The sequence below is a fragment of the Streptomyces sp. SID10853 genome (genome assembly GCF_010548145.1).
GTDB lineage: Bacteria > Actinomycetota > Actinomycetes > Streptomycetales > Streptomycetaceae > Streptomyces.
On record NZ_JAAGLN010000045.1, the window covers coordinates 14510 to 39319 of the forward strand.

Genomic DNA, 24810 nt, shown 5'->3' on the forward strand with positions numbered 1-24810 from the left:
GGACGGGATTCCCGGCAGGGATGAGCGGGGTCGGCCCCGGAGGTATCAGCCATGTCCCACGTCGGCGTCCCACACGGGAGAGCGAAGCGTCGCAGCGTCGCGCTCCTCGCCACCGGTGTACTCGCGCTGCCCGTGCTGGCCGGGTGCGGTTCGAGCGATGAGCACGGCAGCAGCGCGAAGGCGGTGGGCCCCGACATCGCGACGGCTTCGCGTGCCCGGGTCGCCGACGGCGGCACCCTGCGCTGGGCGGTGGACACGATGCCCGCCACCCTGAACACCTTCCAGGCCGACGCCGACGCGTCCACCTCCCGGATCGCGGGCGCGGTGCTCCCCGCACTGTTCACGCTCGACCGCTCGGGGAAGCCGCAGCTGAACGGCGACTATCTGGAATCGGCCAAGGTCATCAAGCAGGAGCCGAAGCAGGTGGTCCGCTACCGGATCAACCAGAAGGCGGTCTGGAGCAACGGCCGGGAGATCGGGGCTCCCGACTTCGTGGCCCAGTGGCGGGCGCTCAGCGGCAGGGACTCGGGGTTCTGGACCGCGCGCAACGCCGGGTACGACCGGATCGAGAAGATCGAGAAGGGCAAGAACGACCTGGAGGTGGAGGTCACCTTCAACAAGCCGTACGCGGACTGGCGTTCACTCTTCACGCCGCTGTACCCGAAGGAGGTCATGGGCACCCCGGACACCTTCAACGACGGGGCGCGCAAGAAGCTCACGGCGACGGCCGGGCCCTTCAGCATCAAGAGCGTGGACGCGGGGGCGAAGAAGGTCGAGCTGGTCCGCAACCCGCACTGGTGGGGGCAGCCCGCCAAGCTCGACTCGCTCGTCCTGACCGCCGTACCGGCCGAGGAGCGCACCGCGGCCCTCACCGCGGGCTCACTCGACCTGGCGGACATCAGCGGACCCGACGCCGGCCGGATCACCCTCGCGGACAAGGACGGGAACAACGGGCAGCCGCTGACCCACGGCCCCGGCAGCGAAGTGCAGCCGGCCGACGCCCTGCTGAACTGGGCGGCGGCGCACGGCGCGGACGGCCCGCAGGCCGAGGAGGCCGCGAGCCGGGCCGCCGAGCAGACCCGCAAGGACCGCCAGGAGTACGCCCGGCAGCAGAAGGCCCTGCACGGCTATGTGGTCCGTAAGTCCCTGGAGCCCGCCTTCACCCAGCTGGCCATGAACGGCAGCTCGGGCCCCCTCACCGACGAGCGGGTCCGCCGGGCGGTCGCCAGGGCGCTGGACCGCAAGGAGATCGCATCGGACGTGCTGAAGCCGCTCGGGCTGCCCGCCCTGCCGCCCGGCAGCCATCTCGCCCTGGCCGGGCAGGAGGACTACGCGGACAGCAGCGGGGCCATCGGCGACCACAACCCGCGGCAGGCCCAGGCGCTGCTGGCCGACGCGGGCTGGAAGGCCGGGGGTGCGCGCGAGACAGGGCAGGGCACCAAGGCCGGAAGCAAGCCTGAGGCATCGGGCAAGCCGGCGGAGTCCGGGAAACCTGAGGCATCGGGCAAGCCTGAGGCGTCGGGCAAGCCGCAGGAATCGGCCCGGCCCGCCGCGTCCGCCAAGGCCGACGGCGCATCGGCCCAGCCCGCGGCGTCGAAGTCCCGGGCGGGCTCGTCGGACGACTCCAAGTCCGACTCCAAGTCCGGGTCTTCCGAGTCCTCCGGCTCATCCGACTCCAAGTCCGGAGCCGCGTCCGGTGACGAGAAGCACCAGGTGACGGGCGCCTACGCACCCAAGGGCACCCCCGCCCCGGCCGCGGCCGCACCCGCCGCGGTGCTCGCCAAGAACGGCAAGCCGCTGACGCTGCGCTTCGTGCTCCCCTCGGGCCCCGGCTCCGAGGTGCTCAACAGCGTCGGCACCAAGATCACCCAGGAGCTGGACGCGGTCGGTATCCGCACGGTGGTCAGCAAGGTCGACAGCGCCGGCTACTTCAAGGACCACATCGCGTCCGGCGACTACGACCTGGCCCTCTACTCCTGGCCCGCCACCGCCTACCCGGCCACGGACGCCCGGCCGATCTACGCCAAGCCGGGTGTCGCGTCCGACGGCTCCCTCATGGTCGACCAGAACTACACCCGGGTCGGCACCGAGCGCATCGACCAGCTCTTCGACCGGGCGTCCGGCGAGCTGAACGAGAAGGCCGCACGGGACCTGGTGAAGCAGGCCGACGCCCATATCTGGGCCACCGCCGGATCGATTCCGCTCTATCAGCGACCGGAACTCGTCGCCGCGAAGCGCGGTGTCGCGAACGCCGGAGCCTTCGGTTTCGCCGCCCCCGTGTACCAGGACATCGGCTTCCTGAAGTCCGCCAAGAAGTCCTGAGCGGCCCCCGCCGACCGGCCCCGAACCCGGCAGGGACTGCGCATCACCGCAGGTCGTCGCGGTGATCCCGGGTCCCGGTCGAGGGCCGGGCCCGACCACTCCACTTGCCCGCCGGCCCCGCCGGCGGGCAAGCTGGTGTCCCGCGCCGCAAGCCGGCCCGCGAGACCCGCCCCGCCCCCGCGTGACCCTTGGCACACAGGGGCCGGGGGCCGGTAACCAGCGCCCGGGAAGCCCCGGGTGCGCAGGCCCCGTACCATGGGACTGGCCGTGGCGCGTCCGCCCGGCGGGCGTACCAGGACAGACGCCGCATCCCACGAGCTGAGAGAAGCGCAAGCCACCCATGCCCACGCGCCACGACATCCGTAACGTAGCCATCGTCGCCCACGTCGACCACGGCAAGACCACCCTGGTCGACGCCATGCTCAAGCAGGCCGGCGCTTTCGCCGCGCACGCCGCCGAGCACCTCGACGACCGCATGATGGACTCGAACGACCTGGAGCGTGAGAAGGGCATCACGATCCTGGCCAAGAACACGGCCGTGAAGTACCACCCCAAGGATGGCGGCGACGTCATCACGATCAACATCATCGACACCCCCGGCCACGCCGACTTCGGCGGTGAGGTCGAGCGCGGTCTCTCGATGGTGGACGCGGTCGTTCTCCTCGTCGACGCCTCCGAGGGACCGCTGCCGCAGACCCGCTTCGTGCTCCGCAAGGCCCTGGACGCCAAGCTGCCGGTCATCCTCTGCGTGAACAAGACGGACCGCCCGGACTCCCGGATCGACGAGATCGTCAACGAGACGTACGACCTCTTCCTGGACCTGGACGCCGACGAGGACCAGATCGAGTTCCCGATCGTCTACGCCTGCGCGCGGGACGGCGTCGCCTCGCTGACCAAGCCCGACGACGGCACCGTCCCGCAGGACAGCGACAACCTGGAGCCGTTCTTCTCCACGATCCTCTCCAGCGTCCCGGCGCCGGAGTACGACGCGGACGCCCCGCTCCAGGCGCACGTCACCAACCTCGACGCGGACAACTTCCTCGGCCGTATCGCGCTCTGCCGCGTCGAGCAGGGCGAGCTGCGCAAGGGCCAGACCGTCGCGTGGATGAAGCGCGACGGCACGATGTCCAACGTCCGCATCACCGAGCTGCTGATGACCGAGGCGCTCACCCGCAAGCCGGCCGAGAAGGCCGGTCCGGGCGACATCTGCGCCATCGCCGGTATCCCGGACATCATGATCGGCGAGACCCTGGCCGACCCCGAGAACCCGATCGCGCTGCCGCTGATCACGGTGGACGAGCCGGCCATCTCGATGACCATCGGTGCCAACACCTCGCCGCTGGTCGGCAAGGGCGGCAAGGGCCACAAGGTCACCGCCCGGCAGATCAAGGACCGCCTGGACCGCGAGCTGGTCGGTAACGTCTCGCTCCGCGTCCTGGACACCGAGCGCCCCGACGCCTGGGAGGTCCAGGGCCGTGGTGAGCTCGCGCTCGCCATCCTGGTCGAGCAGATGCGCCGCGAGGGCTTCGAGCTGACCGTCGGCAAGCCCGAGGTCGTCACCAAGCAGATCGACGGCAAGACGCACGAGCCGATCGAGCGCATGACGATCGACTCGCCCGAGGAGCACCTCGGCGCCATCACCCAGCTGATGGCGACCCGCAAGGGCCGTATGGAGACCATGACGAACCACGGTTCGGGCTGGGTCCGTATGGAGTGGATCGTGCCGTCGCGCGGCCTGATCGGCTTCCGTACGGAGTTCCTCACCCAGACCCGTGGCACCGGTATCGCGCACTCGATCTTCGAGGGCCACGAGCCGTGGTTCGGCGACCTGCGGACCCGCCACAACGGCTCGCTCGTCGCGGACCGCGCGGGCGTCGTGACGCCGTTCGCGATGGTCAACCTCCAGGAGCGCGGTGTCATCTTCACGGAGGCCACCACGGAGGTCTACGAGGGCATGATCATCGGCGAGAACTCGCGCGCCGACGACATGGACGTGAACATCACCAAGGAGAAGAAGCTCACCAACATGCGTGCCGCCTCCGCGGACACCACGGAGAACGTGGTGCCGGCCAGGAAGCTGTCGCTGGAGCAGTCGCTGGAGTTCTGCCGCGACGACGAGTGCATCGAGGTGACCCCGGAGACCGTGCGTATCCGCAAGGTCGTCCTGGACCAGAAGGAGCGCGGCCGCAGCGCCTCACGCGCCAAGCGCTGACCCCGCCCCATCGGGGGCCTGCCCCCGGACCGCGCCCGGCCCTCCACCACGACCGGTGGGGGGCCGGGCGTCTCGCGTGCTGATCAGCGTGCCTGGTCGCCCGGCTTCCCGTACCGCCGGAAGCCGCTGGTCTCCACGGACCACGGCCCGAGCGCGACGGTGTCGCCGAAGATGTACGGGGCCTTCTGCCGGTAGCGTAGCGATAGCGGCGCCCGGACATCCGCGGCTGCTCCTGGCCCGTCCGCCGTCAGGCCGGGCTCCGGTACAGGTGCACCATGACCGCCGGGTCCTGGCTCCAGGGCGCGTGCTGGGTGGCCGTGCGGGTCCAGCCCAGGCGTTCGTAGAGCGCGACCGCCGCGGTGTTGGCGGTGACCACGTTCAGGACCGGCCGCAGGCCCGACTCTCTTGCCGTGCGGGTGGCCTGGTCCATCAGGAGTTCGCCGAGCCGGTGGCCGCGGGCGGCGGGGGAGACGTACAGCCGGTTCACCTCGCAGGTGCCCGCCTCCTCACCCGGCGACAGCACCGCGTGCCCGGCCACCTCTCCGCCGACCTCGGCCACCCAGGCCCCGAGCAGCCCGTCCGGCGTGAGCCAGCCGGCCGGGTCGGCGGGCCAGTGGACGGGATAGCCGTCCACGGCGTGCACGTCGGCGAGGATCCGGACACAGGAGTCCAGGTCCGATTCGTGGCGGGGACGGACATGAGCAGTCATCGGAGCCATCGAAACACATGTCGCTTGCACGGCGGGAGCCCGGACTGTTGGGTTGAGCGGATGACGAGTGGCACCGATCACCGCAGCCCTGGCCGTACGCATGCGCCCACGGGCGGAACAGTCATCTTCCTGAACGGCACGTCCAGTTCGGGTAAATCGAGCGTCGCCACCGAACTGCTGCGCATCCTTGACGGCCGGTACTTCCACCTCCCGGTGGACGCCTTCCACGCGATGCGTTCGAAGCGGGAGATCCCGCCGCACGAGCTCCAGGACGTCATCGACAGCACCTGCCGCGGCTTCCACCGGGCCGCCGCGGGCATGGCGGCCGGAGGCAACAACATCGTGGTGGACCATGTGTTCAGCCGGAGCTGGCGGCTGGCCGACTGCCTCTCCGTCTTCGTACCCGAAGATGTCCTCCTGGTCGGGCTCCGCTGTCCGCTCCCGGAGCTGGAGCGGCGTGAGCGGGAGCGCAGTGACCGTACGCCGGGGCAGGCGGCCATGCAGTATGACCAGGTCCACGCGCACGGCCTGTACGACATCGAATGCGACACCGGTGTGCTGAGCCCGCTGGAGTGCGCGGAGCGGATCAGGGACCTGCTGCCCGTCAGCCCGCGTCCGACCGCCTTCCAGCAATTGCGGGACCGGCTGCTGACGCGGGACGAGCCGCACGGATAGCCGGGGCACAGCACAGCGCCCCGCACGGTTGTGCGGGGCGCCGGCAGGGCCCAGGGGGCGGCCGCGGCCCCGGAGGGCCTTAGCGGGGCGGTCAGGACGCGGCCGGGGCGTCCTCCGGGAAGTGGCAGGCGGTGAGGTGGCCGGGCTTGCTGTCGGTCAGCTGGACGAGCGGCGGCTCGTCCGTGGCGCACTTCTCGGTGGCCTTCCAGCAGCGCGTACGGAACCGGCAGCCGCTCGGCGGGTTCAGCGGCGACGGAACGTCGCCGACCAGCCGGATGCGGTTGTCCTCCTTCACCGTGCCCTCGTCGGAGACCGTGGCCTCAGGGACGGCGGAGAGCAGCGCTCGCGTGTACGGGTGCCGGGGCGCGCTGTACAGCGTCTCGCGGTCGGCGACCTCGACGATCTTGCCGAGATACATGACGGCGACGCGGTGCGAGAAGTGCCGGACGATCGCCAGGTCGTGGGCGATGAAGAGGAAGGAGATCCCCATCTCGCGCTGGAGTTCCTGGAGGAGGTTGACGACCTGGGCCTGGATGGAGACGTCGAGCGCGGAGACCGGCTCGTCGGCCACGATCAGCTTGGGTTCCAGGGCGAGGGCGCGTGCGACGCCGATGCGCTGGCGCTGGCCGCCGGAGAACTCGTGCGGGAAGCGGTTGTAGTGCTCCGGGTTGAGGCCGACGATCTCCAGGAGCTCCCGGATGCGGTGCTCCCGGCCACCCTTGGGATTGATGTTGTTGATCTCCATCGGACCGCCGACGATCTTGCCCACGGTCTGCCGGGGGTTGAGCGACGAGTAGGGGTCCTGGAAGATCATCTGGATCTCGGAGCGGACCGGCGCCAGTCCCTTGCGGGAGGCGTGCGTGATGTCCTGGCCCTGATAGGTGATCTTGCCGCCGGTCGGCTCCATCAGACGGGTTATCAGCCGTCCGGTGGTGGACTTGCCGCAGCCGGACTCGCCCACCAGGCCGAGTGACTCGCCCTGGTGGACGGCGAAGTCGAGGCCGTCGACCGCTTGGACGTCCGCGACCTTGCGCTTGAACGGGAATCCGCCCATCACCGGGAAGTACTTGGTCAGGCCGGTGACTTCGAGCAGGGGGGTGTCGGTGGTCATGTTGGTTCGTTTCCCTTTGGCTCTGGGTCAGCTCAGCCGGGGCTGGATCTGGTCGGCGAAGATGTCCTTCTTCTGGGCTGGGCTGAGGTGACAGGCGGAACCGCGCCCCGCGGCGATCTCCAGAGGCGGCCGCTGAGTGGAGCAGCTGTCCCCGTCGACCTGGTCCTTGAAGGTGCACCGGGGGTGGAAGCGGCAGCCCGTCGGCGGGTTCAGCAGGCTGGGCGGGGTGCCCGGGATCGGCATCAGCGGGATGTCGACCGGGCCCTTCAGGCTCGGCATCGAGCCGAGCAGCCCCCAGGTGTACGGGTGCTGGGGCGCCCGGAGCACCTCACGCTTGGTGCCGCGCTCCACACAGCGGCCGCCGTACATCACCAGCACGTCGTCGGCGATGTCGGCGATCACGCCGAGGTCGTGGGTGATGAAGACGATGGCGGTGCCGAACTCCTGCTGGAGGTCCTTGAGCAGGTCCATGATCTGCGCCTGCACGGTGACGTCCAGGGCGGTCGTCGGCTCGTCCGCGATCAGCAGTTCGGGGTCACAGACCAGCGCCATCGCGATCATCGCGCGCTGCCGCATACCGCCGGAGAACTGGTGCGGGTAGTCGTCGACCCGCAGGTCGGGCTGTGGAATGCCGACCCGGGTCAGCATCTCGATCGCCCGCTTCCGGGCCTCCTGCTTGGAGGCGCCGGTGTGCTTCCGGTACGTCTCGCTGATCTGCCGGCCGACGGTGTGGTACGGCGACAGCGAGGCCAGGGCGTCCTGGAAGATCATCGCCATCTTGTTGCCGCGCAGCCGCTCCAGCTCCCGCTCACTGGCGCCGAGCAGCTCGGTGCCGTCGAGCGTGATCTCGCCGGTGATCTCGGTGCGGTCCCGGTCGTGCAGGCCCAGGATCGTCAGGTTGGTGACGGACTTGCCCGAGCCGGACTCGCCGACGATGCCGAGCGTCTTGCCCTTCTCCACGTCGAAGGAGAGGCCGTCGACGGCCTTGACTGTGCCGTCCTCGGTCGAGAAGTGGACCTGTAGGTCCCTGACAGAGAGGAAGGGCTGCTGATCGGTGCTCGTCACGAGGACGCTCCAGGAAGTGTTGCGGGGATCGGGGGTGGGGCGAGGCGGCGGGAGCGGGTCAGGCGAGACGGATCCGCGGGTCGATGAGGCCGTAGATGGCGTCCACGAAGATGTTGAAGAAGACGATCGCCGCGGCCGCGACGAGCGTGACACCCAGGAGCATGGGCAGATCGCTCGTGTCGACGGACTGGACCGCCAGCCGGCCGATCCCCTGGATGCTGAAGACCTGTTCGGTGATGATCGCGCCGCCGATCAGCGTGCCCAGGTCGATACCGAAGATGGTGACGATGGGCCCCATGGCCCCGCGCCAGGCGAAGCGGAAGAAGACCGAAGCCCGGGAGAGGCCCTTGGCGCGCGCCGTTCTGACGTAGTCCTCCGTGAGCTGTTCGACCAGCTGCGAGCGCGTCATACGGGTGTAGTTCGCCGTGAAGATGATGGAGAGCACCAGCCACGGCAGCAGCAGCCCGGACGCCCACTTCACCGGGTTCTCCGTGATCGGCGTGTACGAGGGCTGGTCGAGCACCCCCATCTGCTGGACCAGGATGAACATCGCGATGTAGCCGACGAAGTAGATCTGCAGCGAGGATCCGAGCAGCGAGACGGAGCTGGCGATCTTGTCGAGCGCCTTGCCCTGCTTGACGGCGGCGATCATGCCGGCGCCGACACCGATGATCAGGAAGAAGACGGCGGAGCCCAGCGCGAGCGAGATCGTCAGCGGCAGCCGGTCCAGGATCGTGCCGAGGACGGGCTGGCGGTTGGTGAAGGAGTAACCGAGGCAGGGGGCCGGGCAGTGGCCGTAGTTGCCGTAGTCACGGCCCGCGAAGATGCCGACCAGCCAGTGCCAGTACTGGACGGGCATCGGGTCGGCTATCCCCAGGTTCAGCCGGATCTGCTTGAGCAGTTCCGGCGTGCAGGTCTTGCCGCAGGCCAGGCGCGCCGGGTCACGGGGGATCGCGTAGAAGAGGTAGAAGACGATGGCGCTGATGACCAGCAGGATGACGATAGCGCCGGTCACACGGCGGAGAAGAAATCGAAGCATGGGGTCGTGACTTTCCGAGTGGGGCGCCGTCGCCGAGGTGTAGGGAGCGGGGAAGGGCCGGGGCCGGGGGAGGGCAGCCGATCGGGCCGCCCTCCCCCGGATGACGTTGCTACGCCGTGGTGTACATCTTGGTGATGGCCATACCGGTCGCGCCGGCGTCGTAGTACATGCCGCCGACCTTGGAGCCGTGGAACCAGTTACGGATCGGCCAGTAGTCCGGCACACAGGCCGCCAGTTCCATGATCTGGCGGTCGATGGCGCCCCAGGCCGCGTCGGCCTTCTTCTGGTCCGTGACCAGGGCCGCCGCGTCGATGGCCTTGTTGACGCCCGCGTTGTTCAGCTGCGGCCAGTTCGACGCGCCGTTGGCGATCACGCGGCCGTCGAAGGTGGGCTGCAGGGCGGTGTAGCCGCCCGGCCAGTCGGCGGACCAGCCGGCCGCGAACATGTCGTAGGTGTTGTCGATCTGGGCGATCTGGGTGTAGAAGGTCGTCTTGTCGACCTGCTTGGTGATCGGGGTGAAGCCCGCCTTGGTGAGGGCGTTCTTGATCGCCACGGCCGTCTTGATGGCGTAGTCGGAGGACTGGAAGGCGATGACGACCTTCTGGCCGAGCTTGCCGGCCTCCTTGAGCATGGCCTTGGCCTTCTCCGGGTCGCCCGTGGGCTTCTTCCGCTTGCCGTAGAGGTCGAAGTCGATGTGGCCCGGGGTGAGCGGGCTGATGACCGTGGTGGCGATCTCGGAGGATGCGGTGCCACCGCGGATCAGCTGGCACTGCTGCGACGGCCACGCGTAGTTGAGCGCCTGGCGGACCTTGACGTCCTTGATCCGCGTGGTGTTGATGGCGTAGTAGTACGTCGCGTTGTCGAGGTGCGTGAAGACACGCTTCTTCATCGCCGGGTCGCCGAGCACCTTCTGCATGCGCTCGGGGGCGACCTCGTTGAACATCGACACGGTGTGCTGGTCGTTGCCCTGGTCGGCGATGTAGCGGTCCGTGGACGCGAGCAGCTGGAAGCCGAACTGGAGCTGCCACTTGTCCGGGTACGCGTTACGGATCGGGTCCGTCTTCGGGTCCCAGTGCGGGTTGCGGGAGATCGACATCGACTTGCCGGGCTGGCGGGCGTCGATCTTGTACGGGCCGCAGGAGAACGGCTTCTTGTCGTAGTCCGCCTTGGTGTCGTGCTTCTTGGGCACGAGGGAGAAGGCGCGCATGCCGAGGCACAGGTTGAAGTCGGCGCGGGCCGTGTTGAGGTGGAAGGTGACGGTCTTGCCGCTGATCTCGATCGAGTCGAGGTGCTTGCCGTCGTAGGGGCCCTTGTAGTCCTTGCCGCCGGCCAGCCACTGCTGCGGGTAGCGCGGACCGTACGTGATGAAGGTGGCGAAGAGCCGCTCGAAGGTGTGGCGGACGTCCTCGATCGTGACGTCCGAGCCGTCCTCCCACTTGCCGCCGTCCTTCAGCGTGAAGGACCAGGTCTTGCCGCCGTCCTTCATCGTGCCGGCGTCCGTGGCGAGGTCGCCCACCAGGGTGGAGGTGCCGTCGTTGGAGATTTTGTAGCCGACCAGGCCGCGCATGAAGAGCGGGGTGATCCAGCCCTCGTAGCTGGACCAGATCTGCGCCGGGTCCAGGTGGTCGCAGTCGAGCTGGTCCATCGTCCAGATCGTGCCGCCCTTGACCGCGCCCGGAACCTCGGGGGCGGGGCCGACGGAGTCGGCCTTGGTGCCTATGACGATCTTGCTGGCCTTGCCCTTGCTGACGTTCGGGGAGTCCTTGCCACCGCTGCCGTCGCCGCCACCGCCGCCGCTGCTGCACGCGCTGAGGACGGAGGAGCTGGCTGCTGCCACCCCTGTGGCGATGAGGAAGTTTCTACGGGAGAAAGACATGGCGTATCGGTCCTTGGGATCGGTGGACGAGGCAGGTGCGACAGGCCGGACCACAGCGGCCGGGCTGTTGGAGCGGAGGTCAGCGCCTCGACTTGGGGTCGAGCGCGTCGCGTACCGAGTCGCCGAGCAGATTGAAGGCGAGCACGAAGATGACCATGGAGATGCCCGGGAAGAGCATGAAGGTGATGTCGTTCGTGTAGTAGGACGAACCACGAGCGATCATGACGCCCCAGTCGGGGGTCGGGTCGATCATGCCGACACCGAGGAAGGCGAGACCCGCCTCCGCGGTCACCATGGCGGGCAGCGCCAGGGTGGACTGGATCAGGATCGGCGTCCAGAGGTTCGGAAGCAGTTCCTTGAAGATGATCCGGGCAGGGGATGCCCCGGTCACCTTGGCCGCCTCGACGAACTCCCGTTCACGCAGGGCCAGTACCTGACCGCGCAGCAGACGTGCCATCGACGCCCAGCCGAAGCCGGCGAGGACGATGATCAGCGAGATCGCTCGCAGCGAGGTCGGAATGTCGTCGTCCGGACCCACGAAGAGCCCGTACATCACCGGCATGAAGGCGATGAAGAACAGCGTCGACGGGAACGACAGCAGGATGTCGATGATCCGGCCGATGAAGTAGTCCGTCTTGCCGCCCAGATAGCCGGCCGTGACACCGACAACCACACCGACCACGGTGAGGAGGAGCGTGATCGCCGTGGCGATCATCAGCGAGGTGCGGATTCCGTAGAGCAGGAACGTGAAGACGTCCCGCCCCAGCGACGGTTCGAGGCCGAACCAGAAGTCGCTGCCGATGCCGCCGTTGGGCTTGACCGGATAGCCGAAACCGTTGAGCAGCCCGGGGGTGTCCTGGCCGTACGTGTCGTACGGGTTCTTCCCGTACAGCTTCGCGATCAGCGGTGCGGCAATGGCGATCACGAAGAAGAACACGACGATGCAGGCGGATATGACGCCTGTCTTGTCGCGCTTGAAACGCCGCCAAGCCAGTTGGCTCGGGCTCCGGGCGTCGGCGCCCTTGTTCGGGCTGTCGGGCTGCCGGGACCCCTCAACGATATCGGTGGCAGTGGTGTCCACCGGAACGAGGGGGGCCGGGGATGGCGTGGTCATCGAACTCCTGTCCCCGTACGGAAAGCGGCATCCTCCGGGCAGGAGGAGCTAAGGGGTTGGAACGGACCCAATCAATCGAGTTGACAACGGTCAATGCGCGTAGCAACTCCACACCTGGTCTTTAGGTTCTTGACCTTGTTTTGAGAGAAAAAAGATGACCTCTGGGTGGACAGCCGATTTACGAAAACCGCAAATCAGCTGATCTCGGACAGCTGCGTCCGGTCAAAGGTGTGTCCATTTCGTTATGCGGGGCATCCGGGCGTTTCTGGTGACGGATGGACACAGACGGCCGTAGAGAAGGTGCATTGGTGCTGCTATCCAGTGATATTGGGCCCTAAGCGGTATTTAGGACCTAGAGGAGGCACTCCATGCGCGGAGCCACACACGCCAAGTGGGCCGCATGCGCGGTCGCCGTCGCCCTCGCGGCGACGGCCTGCGGCGGCGGAGGAAGCAGCGGCGGAAGTGGCGGGGCGAACGGAGTACTCAGCTCTTCCTGGGGCGATCCGCAGAACCCGCTGGAGCCGGCGAACACCAACGAGGTCCAGGGCGGCAAGGTCCTCGACATGATCTTCCGGGGCCTCAAGAAGTACGACCCGAAGACCGGCAAGGCCGAGAACATGCTGGCGTCCGCCGTCACGACCAGCGACTCGGTCAACTTCAAGATCACGCTCAAGAAGGGCTGGACGTTCAGCAACGGCGAGAAGATCACCGCCAAGTCCTTCGTCGACGCCTGGAACTACGGCGCTGATCTGAAGAACAACCAGAAGGACGCCTACTTCTTCGCCTACATCGACGGCTACGACAAGGTCCACCCGGACTCGGGCAAGGCCACGGCGACCAAGCTCTCCGGGCTCAAGGTGGTCAACGACAACACCTTCACGGTGAAGCTGAACCAGAAGTTCTCCACGTTCCCGGACACGCTCGGTTACCCGGCCTTCGCCCCGCTGCCCACGGCGTTCTACAAGAACCACTCCGCCTGGCTGTCCAAGCCGATCGGCAACGGCCCGTACACCGTGCAGTCGTACACCAAGGGCTCGAAGATGAGCCTGCGCAAGTGGAGCAAGTACCCGGGCCCCGACAAGGCGCAGAACGGCGGCGTCGACCTCAAGGTCTACACGGACAACAACACCGCCTACACCGACCTGACAGCGGGCAACCTCGACCTGGTCGACGACGTGCCCGCCGCACAGCTCAAGAACGTCAAGGCCGACCTGAACGGGCGCTACATCAACACCCCCGCGGGCATCATCCAGACCCTCGCGTTCCCCTTCTACCGCCCCGAGTGGAACACCGCGGGCGCCAAGAAGGTGCGGATCGGGCTCTCGATGGCGATCAACCGCCCGCAGATCACCAAGACGATCTTCCAGAACACCAGGACCCCGGCCACCGACTGGACCTCACCGGTCCTCGGTGCCAGTGGCGGGTACAAGGCCGGGCTCTGCGGCGCCTCCTGCACGTACAACCCCACCGAGGCGAAGAAGCTGGTCAAGGAGGGCGGCGGCATCCCCGGCGGCCAGCTGAAGATCTCGTACAACGCGGACACCGGCTCGCACAAGGAGTGGGTCGACGCCATCTGCAACAACATCAACAACACCCTCGGCAACGACAAGGCGTGTGTCGGCAACCCGATCGGGACGTTCGCCGACTTCCGCAACCAGATCACCGCGAAGAAGATGACGGGCCCGTTCCGGGCCGGCTGGCAGATGGACTACCCGCTCATCCAGAACTTCCTGCAGCCGCTGTACTACACCAACGCCTCGTCCAACGACGGCCACTGGACCAACAAGCAGTTCGACAAGCTCATCAACCAGGCCAACGCGGAGACCGACAAGGCCGCCGCCGTGAAGAAGTTCCAGGACGCCGAAGGGGTGCTCAGGGACAACATGGGCGCCATCCCGCTCTGGTACCAGAACGGCAGCGCGGGCTACTCCGACCGTGTCTCGAACGTCGCGCTGAACCCGTTCAGCGTGCCGGTCTACAACGAGATCAAGGTCCACTGACGCCTGAGGAAGCGAGGCCCGGCGCGCCCAGCGCGCCGGGCCCTTGAATCTTCCCGGAACGACGACCCCCGGAGCCCCTCATGGGACGTTATGTGATCAGGCGTCTGCTGCAGATGATCCCGGTCTTCATCGGCGCGACGCTGCTGATCTTCCTGATGGTGAACGTGATGGGCGACCCGGTCGCCGGCCTCTGCGGAGACCGCGCCTGCGACCCCGCGACGGCCGCCCAGCTGCGCACCGAGTTCGGCCTCGACAAGCCCGTGTGGCAGCAGTACCTGACCTACATGGGCAACGTCTTCACGGGCGACTTCGGGACCGCGTTCAACGGCCAGAAGGTCACCGACCTGATGGGCAGCGCCTTCCCCGTCACCATCCGGCTCACCATCGTCGCCATCATCTTCGAAGTCATCATCGGCATCGCCTTCGGTGTGATCACGGGGCTCAGGCGCGGCCGCCCGGTCGACTCGACCGTCCTGCTGCTCACCCTGATCGTCATCTCCGTACCGACCTTCGTCACCGGCCTGCTGGCCCAGCTGCTCCTCGGGGTGAAGTGGGGGCTCATCAAGCCCGCCGTCTCGCCCGAGGCCCCCTTCGACGAGCTGATCCTCCCCGGGCTCGTGCTCGCGTCCGTGTCACTGGCGTACGTCACCCGGCTGACCCGCACCTCGATCGCGGAGAACCGGCGCGCCGACTACGTCAGAACCGCCACCGCCAAAGGGCTCCCGAGACGCCGCATCATCATCCGGCACCTGCTGCGCAACTCACTGATCCCCGTCGTGACCTTCATCGGCACGGACATCGGGGCCCTGATGGGCGGTGCCATCGTCACCGAGCGCATCTTCAACATCCACGGCGTCGGCTACCAGCTCTACCAGGGCATCGTCCGCCAGAACAGCCAGACCGTCGTCGGCTTCGTCACCGTCCTCGTCATCGTCTTCCTGGTGGCGAACCTCATCGTCGACCTCCTCTACGCCGTTCTCGACCCGAGGATCCGGTATGCCTGAGCCGCAGAATTCCGACGAAGCCATCTCCGCGGCGGGGGCCGGCGGGGCCACCGACCTCGCCATGAGCGAGGGCACCACGCTGGAGAACCAGCAGGGCGACGGCGGGCCGGGCCCCGACGAACAGGCCCGCAGCCTCTGGTCGGACGCCTGGCGCGATCTGCGCCGCAACCCGATCTTCATCATCTCGGGGCTGATCATCCTGTTCCTCGTGGTGATCTCGATCTGGCCCCAGCTCATCGCCGACCAGAACCCGCTCGCCTGCAACCTGGACAAGGCCCAGGAGGGCCCCCAGCCCGGACACCCCTTCGGCTTCACCGGACAGGGCTGCGACGTCTACACCCGTACCGTCTACGGGGCCCGCCAGTCCGTGACGGTCGGTGTCTGCGCGACCGTCGGAGTGGCCCTCATCGGCAGCGTCCTGGGCGGTCTCGCCGGCTTCTTCGGCGGCGCCGGCGACGCGATCCTCTCCCGTATCACCGACATCTTCTTCGGTATCCCGGTGGTGCTCGGCGGTCTGGTGCTGCTGTCCGTGGTCACCAGCAGCACCGTCTGGCCGGTGATCGGCTTCATGGTGCTCCTCGGCTGGCCGCAGATCGCCCGTATCGCGCGCGGCTCGGTCATCACCGCCAAACAGAACGACTACGTCCAGGCGGCGCGGGCGCTCGGCGCCTCCAACTCCCGGATGCTGCTGCGCCACATCGCGCCGAACGCGGTCGCCCCGGTGATCGTCGTGGCGACCATCGCACTCGGTACGTACATCTCGCTGGAGGCGACCCTGTCCTTCCTCGGCGTCGGCCTGAAGCCCCCCACCGTCTCCTGGGGCATCGACATCTCCGCCGCTTCGCCGTACATCCGCAACGCCCCGCACATGCTGCTCTGGCCGGCCGGTGCCCTGGCGATCACCGTGCTCGCCTTCATCATGCTCGGCGACGCGGTGCGCGACGCCCTCGACCCCAAGCTGCGCTGAGGAGTCCGGACCATGCTGCTCGAAGTACGCGATCTGCACGTGGAGTTCCACACCCGCGACGGGGTCGCGAAGGCGGTGAACGGCGTCGACTACACGGTGGACTCCGGCGAGACACTCGCCGTCCTCGGCGAATCGGGCTCGGGCAAGTCGGTGACCGCCCAGGCCATCATGGGCATCCTCGACGTACCACCGGGGAAGATCGCGGGCGGCGAGATCCTCTTCCAGGGACAGGATCTGCTCAAGCTCAAGGAGGAGGAGCGGCGGAAGATCCGTGGCGCGAAGATGGCGATGATCTTCCAGGACGCGCTCTCCTCGCTCAACCCGGTGCTCAGCGTCGGCGAGCAGCTCGGTGAGATGTTCACCGTCCACAAGGGCATGTCCCGCAAGGACGCCAAGGCCAGGGCCGTCGAGCTGATGGACACGGTGCGGATCCCGGCGGCCAAGGAGCGGGTCGGCCAGTACCCGCACCAGTTCTCCGGCGGGATGCGCCAGCGCATCATGATCGCCATGGCGCTGGCCCTGGAGCCCGACCTGATCATCGCGGACGAGCCGACCACCGCACTCGACGTGACCGTCCAGGCCCAGGTGATGGACCTGCTCGCCGAACTCCAGCGGGAGTTCAACATGGGGCTCATCCTGATCACCCACGACCTGGGCGTGGTGGCGGACGTCGCGGACAAGATCGCGGTGATGTACGCGGGCCGGATCGTGGAGACATCACCGGTCCGCCAGATCTACAAGGCCCCGGCCCACCCGTACACCAAGGGCCTGCTCGAATCGATCCCGCGCCTCGACCAGAAGGGCCAGGAGCTCTACGCGATCAAGGGCCTGCCCCCGAACCTGCTGCACATCCCGCCAGGCTGCGCCTTCAACCCCCGCTGCCCGCTGGCCCAGGAGGTGTGCCGTACCGACGTACCGCCGCTGTACGAAGTGTCCCCGGAGCGCCGGAGCGCCTGCCACTTCTGGAAGGAGACGCTCAATGCACGCTGACCACTCGCGGCGCCACGCGGCACGTGACGAGGCGCGTGACGAGGCCGAGGCCCGGCGCGACCTGATGGAGAAGTCGCACGCCGAGGTCGCCTTCCACGAGAAGGAGCCCATCCTCGAAGTCCGCGACCTGGTCAAGCACTACCCGCTCACCCAGGGCATCCTCTTCAAGAAGCAGGTCGGCGCGGTCAAGGCCGTCGACGGGGTGTCGTTCGCGCTCAGCCAGGGCGAGACGCTCGGCGTCGTGGGGGAGTCCGGCTGCGGCAAGTCGACCGTGGCCAGGATGCTGGTCAACCTGGAGGCGCCGACGGCCGGTTCGATCCGGTACAAGGGCGAGGACATCACCAAGATGTCCGGCCGCGCCCTCAAGGCCGTACGCCGCAACATCCAGATGGTCTTCCAGGACCCCTACACCTCGCTGAACCCGCGGATGACGGTCGGCGACATCATCGGGGAGCCGTACGAGATCCACCCCGAGGTGGCACCCAAGGGCGACCGGCGCCGCAAGGTCCAGGACCTGCTGGACGTCGTGGGGCTCAACCCGGAGTACATCAACCGCTATCCGCACCAGTTCTCCGGCGGCCAGCGCCAGCGCATCGGCATCGCGCGCGGTCTCGCGCTCAACCCCGAGATCATCGTGGCCGACGAGCCGGTGTCCGCGCTCGACGTGTCCGTCCAGGCACAGGTCATCAACCTGCTGGGGCGGCTCCAGAAGGAGTTCGACCTGGCGTACGTGTTCATCGCGCACGACCTGTCGATCGTCCGGCACATCTCCAACCGGGTGGGGGTGATGTACCTGGGGCGGATCGTGGAGGTCGGCTCGGACGCGGAGATCTACGAGCATCCCACCCACCCGTACACCCAGGCGCTGCTCTCGGCGGTCCCGGTGCCCGACCCGGCGGCGCGGGACGCACGCGAGCGGATCATCCTGGTCGGCGATGTGCCGTCGCCGGCGAACCCGCCGTCGGGCTGCCGCTTCCGTACCCGCTGCTGGAAGGCGCAGGAGCGGTGCGCGCAGGAGGTACCGGCGCTCGCGGTGCCCGAGGTCTTCCGGACGATGGAGGGGCCGGTGCACCACGACTCGGCCTGCCACTTCGCCGAGGAGAAGCAGGTCGTGCCGGACACCAACGGCGGCACGGACGAGGGCGGGGCGGGACCTGCCGGTGGTACGCCGGGGCCTGGCGCGGGGCCCGGTGCGGGGCCTTCCGGTACGCCGGGGCCTTCCGGCCCTGGGTCCTCAGGTCCGGGGCTCGCCGGTGGTACGCCGGGGCCATCGGGCGCGACGCCCGCGGGCCCGGCGGCGCCCCCGGGCGGCGGCCCTGCCGGGCCCGCCGGGCCTTCGACGGGGGCGACGCCGGCCTAGGTCCTGTCCGGCCGGTTCCTGCCGGACCCGCGGTGCTGTCCGGCCGGTCCTCGCCGGACCCGCGGTGCTTTCCGGGCCGGCCCTCCGGGGCCTACACGCTCTCCGTCCCCGGTGCGCCAGGACCGCCCGGGTCCGACTCCAGTTCCCGCAGCGCCGGGTCGAGGATGATCTCCGAATCGCGCTCCGTCGTCGGGGCCTCCGGGAAGTGGCAGGCCGTCAGATGCCCGTCCCGGCTGCCGTCGACCCGTACCAGCGGCGGCTCCTCGGCCGCGCACTTGTCCTGGGCCTTCCAGCAGCGGGTACGGAAGCGGCAGCCGGACGGCGGTGAGATCGGGGACGGCACGTCGCCCGCGAGCCTGATGCGTTCATGGACGGCGCGCTCCTCGTCGCTGATCAGCGCGGGCTCCGGGACGGCGGAGAGCAGCGCGTGCGTGTACGGGTGGCGCGGCTGCTGGTAGATGGAGTCCCGGTCGCCCACCTCGACGATCTTGCCGAGGTACATGACGGCGACCCGGTCCGAGAAGTGCCGGACGACCGCCAGGTCGTGGGCGATGAACAGGAACGCGATGTCCATCTCGCGCTGGAGTTCCTGGAGGAGGTTGACGACCTGGGCCTGGATGGAGACGTCGAGCGCGGAGACCGGCTCGTCGGCCACGATGAGTTTCGGCTCCAGGGCGAGGGCGCGGGCGACGCCGATGCGCTGGCGCTGGCCGCCGGAGAACTCGTGCGGGAAGCGGTTGTAGTGCTCCGGGTTGAGACCGACGATCTCCAGGAGCTCCCGGATGCGGTGCTCGCGGCCGCCCTTGGGATGGATCCCGTTGATCTCCATCGGACCGCCGATGATCTTGCCGATGGTCTGGCGGGGGTTGAGCGACGAGTAGGGGTCCTGGAAGATCATCTGGATCTCGGGGCGGATCGGCGCCAACTGCCGCCGCCCCGCGCGGGTGATGTCCTGCCCCCGGTAGACGAGCCGGCCGGCGGTCGGTTCGAGCAGCCGGGTCAGCACCCGTCCTGTGGTGGACTTCCCGCACCCCGACTCGCCCACAAGACCGAAGCTCTCGCCCGTGTGCAGGGAGAGGTCGATGCCGTCGACGGCCTGGACCGCGCCGATCCTGCGCTTGAAGGGAAAGCCGCCCATGATGGGAAAGTGCTTGGTCAGCCCCTCGGCGGAGAGAAGTACCTCACCCTGGCGGGGCGCCTTGTCGCGGGGAGCGGGAATGGTGGCCTCGTGCGCCATGTCGTATCGCTTCCTCGGTGTGGTGTCCTGGCCCCGGCCGGTGGGCCCGGTCGTGGCTTGATCCATCAACTCCCTTGCCAGCGGTGCGCTATGGGCTCTTCGGTACGGGGCTCTTCAGCCCGCTGCCCCCGCTGTGTGGAACCATCGCAGCTGACCGGAGCGTGGCCCGGCGCCACGACGTGAGTCAAGGGCCCGAGCGGCCGGAGTTCTTTTAACAATGCGGCAACTCCGCTGTCGTGGAGCCGATATGCGGGCCCGCCAGACTGGGCGGCTACGGGGCCGTGCGGGTGCCGTGGACCGGCCGGGGTGACATGTCGCCCCGGCCGGTCGCCCCTTGCCCGTTGGTCCGTCCGGCCCGTCCGGCCCGTCCGGCCCGCCCGCCTGCCCGTCCGTCGGTCCGACCGGTTCAGCCGGCCCCGGGCAGATTCAGGGACCGCCGGATGAAGTCGACCTGGAGCAGCAGCAGATTCTCCGCCACCTGCTCCTGTGGCGTCATATGGGTGACACCGGAGAGCGGCAGCACCTCGTGCGGGCGGCCCGCTGCGAGCAGCGCCGACGAGAGCCGCAGGGTGTGGGCCGCGACGACGTTGTCGTCCGCCAGGCCGTGGATGACCATCAGCGGTCTGGCCGGGTTCTCCGGAGCAGAGAGCCCGTCGTCGGTGACGAGCGCGCTCGCCGCGTACACCTCGGGCCGCTGGGCGGGGTCGCCGAGATAGCGCTCGGTGTAATGCGTGTCGTACAGCCGCCAGTCGGCGACCGGGGCGCCCGCCACACCGGCGTGGAACACATCGGGGCGGCGCAGCACCGCGAGCGCGGCCAGATAACCGCCGTACGACCAGCCGCGGATGGCGACCCGGTCCAGGTCGAGCGGGAAGCCCTGGGCGGCCAGTCCGTGCAGGGCGTCGACCTGGTCGTCGAGCGTGAGCGTGAAGTCGTCCTTGATGGCCTTCTCCCACGCGGGGGAGCGGCCGGGGGTTCCCCGGCCGTCTGCGATCACCACCGCGAAGCCCTGGTCGGCGAACCACTGGGACGTGAGGTACGCGTTGTGCGCGGCGACCACCCGCTGGCCGTGCGGGCCGCCGTACGGGTCGAGGAGCACCGGAAGCGCGCCGTCGGATTCCCGGTGGCCGCTGGGGAGCAGGACGGCGCACGGAATTTTCCGTGCGCCCCCCTCGGCGAACTCCACGCGGGGGGTGAGGCCCGGAGTCTCCGCGTACGAGGCGACCGTGGCCACCTCCTTGCCGCCCCGCAGCACCCGGACATCCGCGCCGGGACGCTCCGGCCGGGCCGAGCGGAGCACCGTGACACCGCCCGAGCGCACCGCCGAGTGCACCCCGGGCCCCTCGGAAAGACGTTCCACCCCCAGCTCGTTGACCCGGTAGACATGGATCTCACCGGTCTCGGGAGCGGTGGCAGCCTCGCCCGCGGACGCCGAGACCAGCACGTCGTCAACCGAGATGTCCAGCACCGCCCGAACGTGCAACTCCGGCCCGGTGAGCAGCCGGTCGCCGACCGCGAGCACCCGTGCGCCGCCCTCGTCGGCGATCCGGACGAGACCGCCGGCGGGCGCCCAGGCGGGCACCCCGGTGAACAGGTCGAGCCACACCGGGTCCTCGTCGACATGCACGGTCCTGGTGGTGCCGGACTCCGTGTCGACGCCCAGATAGCGCTGGCTGCGCTGGTCACGGGCCTGGACGAGCAGCAGTGGAGCGCCGTCGGACGACCAGTGCACGGCCGCCAGATACGGGTGGCGGGCGCGGTCCCAGACCACCTCGGTACGCGTCCCGTCCAGGGCGTAGAGGAAGAGCCGCACCTCGGCGTTGGAGGTGCCGGCCGCCGGATATCCGACCTGCGCGGGCTCCTGTTCCGGATGCGCCGGGTCGGCGATCCACCAGCGCTGTACGGCGCTGTCGTCGGCCCGCGCCACCAGCAGGCTCCGCGAGTCCGGCGCCCACCAGTAGCCGCGCGAGCGCTGCATCTCCTCGGCCGCCACGAACTCGGCCACCCCGTACGTGACGTGGGCGTCCTCCGGCTCGGCGAGCGCCCTGTCGTCCGCCCCGTCCGCGCCCACGACACGCAGCGCGCCGCCGGTCACATAGGCGATACGGCTGCCGTCAGGGGACGGCCTGGGGTCGATGACGGGGCCCGGCACCCGGATCTCCCGGGTGCTCTCCGCTCGCAGCCCCGCCGTGAACAGCCGCCCCGACAGGGCGAAAACGGCCAGCTCGGCCGCCTCGTCGACGGCGTACCCGACGATGCCGGCCGAGCCTTCCCTGCTCCGCTCGCGGCGCGCCCTCTCCCCGGCCGAGAGCTGCTCGTCCGCGCCACCGAGCAGCGCCTCGGGGTTGGCGGCGACGCGCTCCTGTGCGCCTTGCCCGATGTTGAGCACCCAGAGCCGGTTCGCCCGGTCCGTTCCGGTGGAGGAGCGCAGGTAGACGACCCGGTCGCCGTCGGGCGACACCGTGAAGGCGCGCGGGGCACCGAGCGTGAAGCGCTGGGTTCTGGCGAACCGGCGGGGAAAGGAGTGTTCGTTCGATGTCATGCGACCGAACCTAGAGCCTTTCCTCCGAGCGGGAGGGGCGGACCGTGGGCGGACGGCATCCGACTGCGGGCATGTGCCGCCCGGTTCTGCCGGGGGCGTACGTCCATGCGCCCCTCGTGCTGCCGTGCATCGATCATGCACGCCGCTGGATAGTTATGATCCGTAGCGCTAGGTGGGTATGACGCTACCGGCAGTTGTGGCATGCCCCTGGACCGTACGCAAGTGGAGGTGAACCGTCATGGCGCTCTCGATCTCGGCGGTGGTGCTGCTGACGATCATCGTCGTGCTCATGGTCAGGAAATCGGGGCTCAAAGCGGGGCACGCGGTGGTCTGCGCGCTCCTGGGCTTCTACCTGGCCAGCTCGTCCGTGGCGCCCACCATCCACTCGCTCACGACCAATGTGGCCGGGATGATCGGCGGTATCAAGTTCTGAGCCCACGGAGATCAGGGAGCCCACGGAGATCACGGAGCCCACGGAGACAGCGGGCGCGGCTGGGCCGCCGGTCTGGCGGCCCGGGGAGCGCACACGGCTCGTAGGCTGTTCCCATGACGGACCTCCCCGACCGGCGTCTGCTCCTGGTGCACGCGCACCCGGACGACGAGTCGATCAACAACGGCGCCACCATGGCCGCGTACGCCGCCGAGGGTGCCCACATCACCCTGGTGACGTGCACTCTCGGCGAGGAGGGCGAGATCATCCCGCCCGGGCTCGCGCATCTGGCGTCCGACCGCGAGGACGGTCTGGGCGCCCATCGCATCGGTGAACTGGCCGCCGCGATGCGGGAGCTGGGCGTGACCGACCACCGCTTCCTCGGCGGGCCCGGCCGCTTCCGGGACTCCGGGATGATGGGCGTCGAGCAGAACAGCCGAGAGGGCGCCTTCTGGAACACACCGGTGGACGAGGCGGCGGCGTACCTCGTCGAGGTGATCCGTTCCGTACGGCCGCAGGTCCTGGTGACGTACGACACCCACGGCGGCTACGGCCACCCCGACCACATCCAGGCGCACCGGGTCGCGATGCGCGCCGCGGGACTCGCGGCCGAGCCCGCCTTCCGTCCTGAGCTGGGCGAGCCGCACACGATCGCGAAGATCTACTGGAACCGGGTGCCGCGCTCGGTGGCCGAGGAGGGCTTCGCCCGGCTGCGGGCGGCCGGCGCCGGCTTCCCCGGTGTCGCGGACATCGGTGATGTGCCGGGGGTGGTGGACGACGAGGTCGTCACCGCGGAGATCGACGGCACGGCGTACGCGGCGGCCAAGTCGGCCGCGATGCGCGCGCACGCCACGCAGGTCGCGGTGGACGGCCCCTTCTTCGCGCTCTCCAACGACCTGGGGCAGCCGCTCTTCGCCCGCGAGTACTACGAACTGGTGCGGGGGGCGTCGGGCGCACCGGAAGGCGAGCGCGAGACGGATCTCTTCGCGGGCGTCGCGGTGGGCGCCGCACCGGGCAGGACAGCGAGCGCCGCACCGGGCAGCCCGGCGAGCGCCGCACCGGACACCGCGCCGGACACGACGACGAGCACCACGCCGGGCAGTACAGGAGCGGACGAATGAGCATGAACCAGGGTCATACGGGCACGGGCACGGGCCTCGCGGCGCCGCTGAACCCCCGCCGTATCGCTGCCTACTTCGGGCTGGTCGTCCTCGGCGCGCTGACCGGTCTCGCGGGGGCGCTCGTGCAGAGCGGCTGGTCCCCCGGCGGTCTGGTGCTCGCCCTGCTGGGCAGTGCGGCCGTCTTCTACGGGGGCCGGGTGGCGACCGGGACGGCGGTCGGGGTCGGCGCCCCCGCCGTCGGCTGGCTGGTCGCCGTCATGCTGCTGACCGCCACCCGCCCCGAGGGCGACTTCGTCTTCGCCGCGGGCACGGGGTCGTACGTCTTCCTGCTGGGCGGGATGGTGGCCGCTGTGATCTGTGCCACCGTGCGCAAAGTGCCTCAGCCGGGGCCGGATTCCGCCCGACCTGGCAAGTGATGTGCCGCTTCGCCCGGTGAACCGGGCGCGGCCGCGGCCCGGTCGGAACGTTGCATTCCGCTGGGTGGGGGGTGCGATCGCGCCGTGCCCAGTATGGTGGTGCGCGCCGCCGAACCTCCCGCACAAGTAAGAACGGGCGGCGGAGCCAACCGGGAGAACCTGCCTTGAGTCGTGAAACTGACAGTTCGTCCACCGGCGCCCAGGGGCGTGGCGGGGCCGCGTACCCCTCGGGCACGCCGCCGTACGGAACCCGCCAGTCTCCTGAGGACGCCGCAGCGCCGGCCCCCGAGCCGCAGCCGGACGAGCCCAGGACCGAGACCACGCTGACGACGCGTATCCGGATCAACATCCCTGGCTCGCGGCCGATTCCGCCGGTCGTCATGCGGACGCCCATGGGGGAGAGCGAGCCGGTCGACGGCCGCTCCGACCAGGAGCGCACGAGTGCGATGTCCCTGCCGCCCGAGCCCGACCCGGAGCCGGAGCCGGAGGAGCCGCCGGCCGAGCGGCCCACCAGCGACTGGTTCGCGCCGCGCAAGCCCGCGACGCCGTCCGCTCCTTCCGTGCCCTCGGCGCCCGCTGCGGCCTCCGGTCCCAACGGGCCGGTCGGAGCGCCGCGTTCC

The 24810-nt window shown here is 69.2% G+C and carries 19 protein-coding genes and 2 pseudogenes; 12 read left to right on the plus strand and 9 right to left on the minus strand.

Annotated elements, in window-relative coordinates; all coding sequences use genetic code 11:
* Positions 1-51: 51 nt before the first annotated feature.
* Positions 52-2322: an ABC transporter family substrate-binding protein gene (locus G3I19_RS11990; protein ID WP_164262999.1), complete on the plus strand. Its 2271-nt coding sequence runs from the start codon at positions 52-54 to the stop codon at positions 2320-2322.
* Between the two features lie 340 nt (positions 2323-2662).
* Positions 2663-4534 (plus strand): translational GTPase TypA, encoded by a 1872-nt coding sequence (gene typA / locus G3I19_RS11995; protein WP_164263001.1) that lies wholly within the window; start codon positions 2663-2665, stop codon positions 4532-4534.
* Between the two features lie 83 nt (positions 4535-4617).
* Here the strand turns inward: typA and G3I19_RS37440 are convergent.
* Together G3I19_RS37440 and G3I19_RS12000 are read right to left on the minus strand one after the other, a co-directional pair.
* A pseudogene (locus G3I19_RS37440) lies at positions 4618-4731 on the minus strand (Uma2 family endonuclease); the annotation flags it as partial.
* Between the two features lie 50 nt (positions 4732-4781).
* Positions 4782-5243, minus strand: a complete 462-nt coding sequence (locus G3I19_RS12000; protein WP_239074192.1) for a GNAT family N-acetyltransferase — start codon at positions 5241-5243, stop codon at positions 4782-4784.
* Between the two features lie 60 nt (positions 5244-5303).
* Here G3I19_RS12000 and G3I19_RS12005 point away from each other — a divergent pair, with 60 nt between their 5' ends.
* Positions 5304-5918: an AAA family ATPase gene (locus tag G3I19_RS12005; protein WP_164263005.1), complete on the plus strand. Its 615-nt coding sequence runs from the start codon at positions 5304-5306 to the stop codon at positions 5916-5918.
* 91 nt (positions 5919-6009) lie between these two features.
* Here the strand turns inward: G3I19_RS12005 and G3I19_RS12010 are convergent, their stop codons facing one another.
* The 5 genes from G3I19_RS12010 to G3I19_RS12030 all read right to left on the minus strand — a co-directional run bounded on the left by G3I19_RS12010 (position 6010) and on the right by G3I19_RS12030 (position 12123).
* On the minus strand, positions 6010-7029 hold the full coding sequence (locus G3I19_RS12010; protein ID WP_164263007.1) for a dipeptide ABC transporter ATP-binding protein: 1020 nt from the start codon (positions 7027-7029) through the stop codon (positions 6010-6012).
* Between the two features lie 27 nt (positions 7030-7056).
* Complete coding sequence (locus G3I19_RS12015) at positions 7057-8094, minus strand: ABC transporter ATP-binding protein (protein ID WP_164263009.1); 1038 nt, start codon at positions 8092-8094, stop codon at positions 7057-7059.
* A 58-nt stretch (positions 8095-8152) separates the two neighbouring features.
* Entirely contained in the window at positions 8153-9133 is a 981-nt protein-coding gene (locus G3I19_RS12020; RefSeq protein ID WP_164263011.1) for an ABC transporter permease, read from the minus strand.
* Positions 9134-9242: 109 nt separating this feature from the next.
* Positions 9243-11009 carry an ABC transporter substrate-binding protein gene (locus tag G3I19_RS12025; protein WP_164263013.1) on the minus strand — a complete coding sequence of 589 codons (1767 nt, stop codon included), beginning with the start codon at positions 11007-11009 and terminating at the stop codon, positions 9243-9245.
* A gap of 79 nt (positions 11010-11088) precedes the next feature.
* On the minus strand, positions 11089-12123 hold the full coding sequence (locus G3I19_RS12030) for an ABC transporter permease (RefSeq protein WP_164263015.1): 1035 nt from the start codon (positions 12121-12123) through the stop codon (positions 11089-11091).
* Between the two features lie 368 nt (positions 12124-12491).
* Here G3I19_RS12030 and G3I19_RS12035 point away from each other — a divergent pair, with 368 nt between their 5' ends.
* The 5 genes from G3I19_RS12035 to G3I19_RS12055 all read left to right on the plus strand — a co-directional run bounded on the left by G3I19_RS12035 (position 12492) and on the right by G3I19_RS12055 (position 18444).
* A complete protein-coding gene (locus G3I19_RS12035; protein WP_164263017.1) occupies positions 12492-14123 on the plus strand; it encodes an ABC transporter substrate-binding protein in 1632 nt (543 codons plus the stop codon).
* 80 nt (positions 14124-14203) lie between these two features.
* A complete protein-coding gene (locus tag G3I19_RS12040; RefSeq protein WP_164263019.1) occupies positions 14204-15127 on the plus strand; it encodes an ABC transporter permease in 924 nt (307 codons plus the stop codon).
* Positions 15120-16094 carry an ABC transporter permease gene (locus G3I19_RS12045; protein ID WP_164263020.1) on the plus strand — a complete coding sequence of 325 codons (975 nt, stop codon included), beginning with the start codon at positions 15120-15122 and terminating at the stop codon, positions 16092-16094. The genes G3I19_RS12040 and G3I19_RS12045 overlap by 8 nt, the downstream gene beginning before the upstream one ends.
* A 12-nt stretch (positions 16095-16106) precedes the next feature.
* The gene (locus G3I19_RS12050) at positions 16107-17084 is read left to right on the plus strand and encodes an ABC transporter ATP-binding protein (RefSeq protein WP_164263022.1); all 978 of its coding nucleotides are present in this window, start codon (positions 16107-16109) and stop codon (positions 17082-17084) included.
* Positions 17074-18444 carry a dipeptide ABC transporter ATP-binding protein gene (locus G3I19_RS12055; protein ID WP_164263025.1) on the plus strand — a complete coding sequence of 457 codons (1371 nt, stop codon included), beginning with the start codon at positions 17074-17076 and terminating at the stop codon, positions 18442-18444. The genes G3I19_RS12050 and G3I19_RS12055 overlap by 11 nt, the downstream gene beginning before the upstream one ends.
* 91 nt (positions 18445-18535) lie before the next feature.
* Here the strand turns inward: G3I19_RS12055 and G3I19_RS12060 are convergent, their stop codons facing one another.
* Together G3I19_RS12060 and G3I19_RS12065 are read right to left on the minus strand one after the other, a co-directional pair.
* Complete coding sequence (locus G3I19_RS12060; RefSeq protein ID WP_164263039.1) at positions 18536-19681, minus strand: dipeptide ABC transporter ATP-binding protein; 1146 nt, start codon at positions 19679-19681, stop codon at positions 18536-18538.
* 406 nt (positions 19682-20087) lie between these two features.
* The gene (locus G3I19_RS12065) at positions 20088-22223 is read right to left on the minus strand and encodes a prolyl oligopeptidase family serine peptidase (RefSeq protein WP_164263027.1); all 2136 of its coding nucleotides are present in this window, start codon (positions 22221-22223) and stop codon (positions 20088-20090) included.
* Between the two features lie 238 nt (positions 22224-22461).
* Between G3I19_RS12065 and G3I19_RS12070 the strand changes: the two genes are divergently transcribed.
* From G3I19_RS12070 to G3I19_RS12085, 4 genes and pseudogenes are all read left to right on the plus strand, one after another.
* Positions 22462-22656, plus strand: a complete 195-nt coding sequence (locus G3I19_RS12070) for a hypothetical protein (protein ID WP_164263029.1) — start codon at positions 22462-22464, stop codon at positions 22654-22656.
* 113 nt (positions 22657-22769) lie between these two features.
* Complete coding sequence (mshB, locus tag G3I19_RS12075; RefSeq protein ID WP_164263031.1) at positions 22770-23774, plus strand: N-acetyl-1-D-myo-inositol-2-amino-2-deoxy-alpha-D-glucopyranoside deacetylase; 1005 nt, start codon at positions 22770-22772, stop codon at positions 23772-23774.
* Entirely contained in the window at positions 23771-24190 is a 420-nt protein-coding gene (locus tag G3I19_RS12080; RefSeq protein ID WP_239074193.1) for a DUF6113 family protein, read from the plus strand. Before mshB ends, G3I19_RS12080 begins: the two co-directional genes overlap by 4 nt.
* A gap of 164 nt (positions 24191-24354) precedes the next feature.
* Positions 24355-24810, plus strand: a pseudogene (locus G3I19_RS12085) (hypothetical protein); the annotation flags it as partial.